The 2,963-nt window shown below is 48.0% G+C and carries 6 protein-coding genes; all 6 read right to left on the bottom strand.

Annotated elements, in window-relative coordinates; genetic code table 11:
• Window positions 1-39: 39 nt before the first annotated feature.
• Window positions 40-408: a VanZ family protein gene (locus tag ACTHS3_RS11235; RefSeq protein WP_004519776.1), complete on the bottom strand. Its 369-nt coding sequence runs from the start codon at window positions 406-408 to the stop codon at window positions 40-42.
• A complete protein-coding gene (locus tag ACTHS3_RS11230; RefSeq protein WP_039862142.1) occupies window positions 405-614 on the bottom strand; it encodes a hypothetical protein in 210 nt (69 codons plus the stop codon). Before ACTHS3_RS11230 ends, ACTHS3_RS11235 begins: the two co-directional genes overlap by 4 nt.
• A gap of 107 nt (window positions 615-721) precedes the next feature.
• Window positions 722-1,300: an aminoacyl-tRNA hydrolase gene (gene pth / locus ACTHS3_RS11225; protein ID WP_003683307.1), complete on the bottom strand. Its 579-nt coding sequence runs from the start codon at window positions 1,298-1,300 to the stop codon at window positions 722-724.
• 54 nt (window positions 1,301-1,354) lie between these two features.
• The gene (locus tag ACTHS3_RS11220) at window positions 1,355-1,627 is read right to left on the bottom strand and encodes an RnfH family protein (protein ID WP_004519778.1); all 273 of its coding nucleotides are present in this window, start codon (window positions 1,625-1,627) and stop codon (window positions 1,355-1,357) included.
• Window positions 1,620-2,051: a type II toxin-antitoxin system RatA family toxin gene (locus tag ACTHS3_RS11215; protein ID WP_003683270.1), complete on the bottom strand. Its 432-nt coding sequence runs from the start codon at window positions 2,049-2,051 to the stop codon at window positions 1,620-1,622. Before ACTHS3_RS11215 ends, ACTHS3_RS11220 begins: the two co-directional genes overlap by 8 nt.
• A 90-nt stretch (window positions 2,052-2,141) precedes the next feature.
• A partial coding sequence (locus ACTHS3_RS11210) for an ATP-binding cassette domain-containing protein (protein ID WP_440367973.1) occupies window positions 2,142-2,963 on the bottom strand: 822 nt, incomplete at its 5' end.

The raw sequence follows: 2,963 nt of genomic DNA, 5'->3' as shown, positions 1-2,963 counted from the left end.
CTCAGGATTTCAGACGGCCTTTAAGTTTTTTAAATATGTCTAACTTTTTGCTGCTTTTATTTTTTCTGCAAACCACAGTGCCGCAGCCGTACCTGCCATATCGGCAATGCCGTCCGCGATCGAACCTTGGCGCGTAGCAGTCAGAAATGCCTGAGCCAGCTCGCTTCCTATGGCAAACAATAAAGCGGCAAACAGAATGCCTTTATAGGGAATAGTCCTATTGTCTTGAATAAATATTTTTGCACACAACCATGCCTGACCGAAGAACAGCCCGAAATGGCCGACTTTATCAAAATGAGGGAATGGTGGAGCGCTATTGCCGCCCTCTTTGAAAAGTAAGGCATAAATGGCGGCGGCAAACCAAATCAAGGCAGCGACAGTAAATTTGTTTAACGGCAAGGCTTTCATTTATCGGCCTCTTCATCCAACCATGTTTGGCAGATATCTGCCAAGCGGACAAATTTCCCACCCCGCGCCTTCAAAATATCACGCCATTGTGCCACTTCTTCTGCATCCGGGGCATCTTCAATACTGCATTCGTAAAGGCAGAAGTCTAATGTTTCGCCAACAATGCCTGGGGCTTCGGTCTGCATAAGACTGGTCAGTTCGTTCATATTTACTGTTTCTTTGATTCGTTTATCACTAGTCAGATCACACTGCCTGTTTTCAGGCCGTCTGAACATGATGTGCAAGGCTACCCGTTTGGTTTGGTTTGGGTACGCTACTTACTGTGTAAAAAACGTGTTGCTTCTTCCCATTCGCCATTCAACACGGCCGGCAATCCTTGCAGGGATTTGGCGATGGAATCATCAATTTGCTGTCTGTGTTCCGCCGACGGTTTATTCAACACATAACCGACAACCAGATTACGGTCGCCCGGATGATCAATACCCAAGCGCAGGCGGTAGAAATTAGGCGTACCCAAGCGAGCCTGAATGTCTTTGAGGCCGTTGTGTCCGCCGTTGCCGCCGCCAAGTTTGAATTTGATACGGCCGCATGGAATATCCAGCTCGTCATGAACCACCAAGATTTCCTCCGGCTTGATTTTGTAAAACTGAGCCAAAGCGGCTACTGCCTGACCGGAGCGGTTCATAAAGGTCATGGGTTTGAGCAGCCAAACATCACCATCAGGCGTAGTGGCGCGCGCTACTTCGCCGTAAAATTTCTTTTCGTCTTTAAAATTGACTTTCCATTTCCATGCCAGTTCGTCCAACAGCCAAAAGCCGACATTGTGGCGCGTTTGTTCGTATTCTTGGCCTGGATTGCCCAAACCGACAATTAATTTAATTTTCAAGCTCATTACTGTTCTTTCAGTTTGACAGGCCGTCTGAAAAAGTTTCAGACGGCCTTTGATTTATTCTTGCCCAGCGCGTTTACGTCGCGCTTCTTTCGGATCAATCAACAATGGGCGATAAACCTCAATCCGATCGCCATCGCGCAACGCTGTTTCGTCTTTCACAGCCTTGCCGAAAATACCCAAAGGCGCTTGCTGTAAATCCAATTCCGGAAACTCTATCTCCAAACCGCTTTGTCGGGCAGCTTCGCGTACGGTTGTTCCTTCGGCAACGGTCATACCCTTCAACACTTGCCTATCGGCCAGTCCGTAAACAATTTCAATCTCAAGCATAGCGGCGGTCGGCCTCTTTAATAAAAGCATCCACCAGCGTGCCGGCGAGATGGCCGAATACCGGGGAAATCATGGCAGAGAGTACGGCATTGGAGAAATCGTATTCTAATCTGAATTCGACTTTGCACATATCATCGCCCAAGTCGATAAATTTCCAAGTGCCGCGCAGGGTTTTAAACGGCCCTTCGAGCAAATCCATGCGGATTTCCTGCCCCGGGATATTGTGGTTGTGCGTCGCAAATGACTGCTTGACGCGCATATAGTCCATAAACAGGCGCGCTTTTAGCTCATTGCCTTTACGTTCGATGACTTCGGTCTTGCTGTACCACGGCAAAAATTTTGGATAGTCCTCAACTTTGTCCACCAGCTCAAACATTTCCTTAGCGCTATGCAGCACCAATACGTTTTTCTCGACTTTTTTCATGTTGGTTGTAGACCTTGTTTTTGAATATTCGGGGTTCAGACGGCATGATTTAGAAAAATATCTGCCCTACTTTGGGACAAAACTCCCAATTTAAACCGCTTCTCCATTTTGTTTCGCTTCCAGCCATTCCCAGCGTTCCAGCTTTTCCAAAAGCGACATCTCGATTTCTTCAGCCCTGCTTTGCAATGCACCTGCTTTTTCGTAATCTTTGAAAATTTCAGGATCGGAAAGCTGGGTATTGATTTCAGCCTGCTCGGTTTCCAAAGCGGCGATTTCATCAGGCAGGGCATCGAGTTCACGCTGTTCTTTGTAGGAAAGTTTGACCGTGCGGTTGGCTTTAGGTTTGATTTTTTCAGGCTCGGCAGCCGCTTTAGGCGCAGAGGCCGTCTGAATTTTCTCTTCCCGCGATTTTGCGTCGATATAGTCCTGATAGCCGCCGATGTATTCTTTCAGACGGCCTTGTCCTTCGAAAACAATGCTTTGGGTAATCACATTATCCAAGAACATACGGTCATGCGAGACAAGGAATACCGTGCCTTGATAATCGCGCAGTAGGTCTTCAAGCAGCTCTTGGGTATCAATGTCCAAGTCGTTGGTCGGTTCGTCCAAGACCAGGATATTGGCGGGGCGGGTGAAGAGTTTTGCCAGCAGGAGGCGGTTGCGTTCACCGCCGGAAAGCGATGAGACGGGACTTTGTGCGCGAGCTGGATGGAACAGGAAATCTTCCAAATAGCTCATCACATGCTTTTTCTTACCACCGACTTCAACGTAATCGTTGCCCTGTCCGAGCGTGTAAAACACAGTGTCGTTTTCATTCAACGCGCTGCGGAACTGGTCGAAATAAGCAACTTCCTGTTTACTGCCGATACGGATTCTGCCGTAGGTCGGCTGCAATTCGCCCAAAATCAGCTT

The sequence above is a fragment of the Neisseria sp. P0009.S007 genome (genome assembly GCF_051962515.1).
The sequence above is the reverse complement of the archived record's forward strand: the minus strand, read 5'-3'. Positions and strand labels throughout refer to the sequence as shown.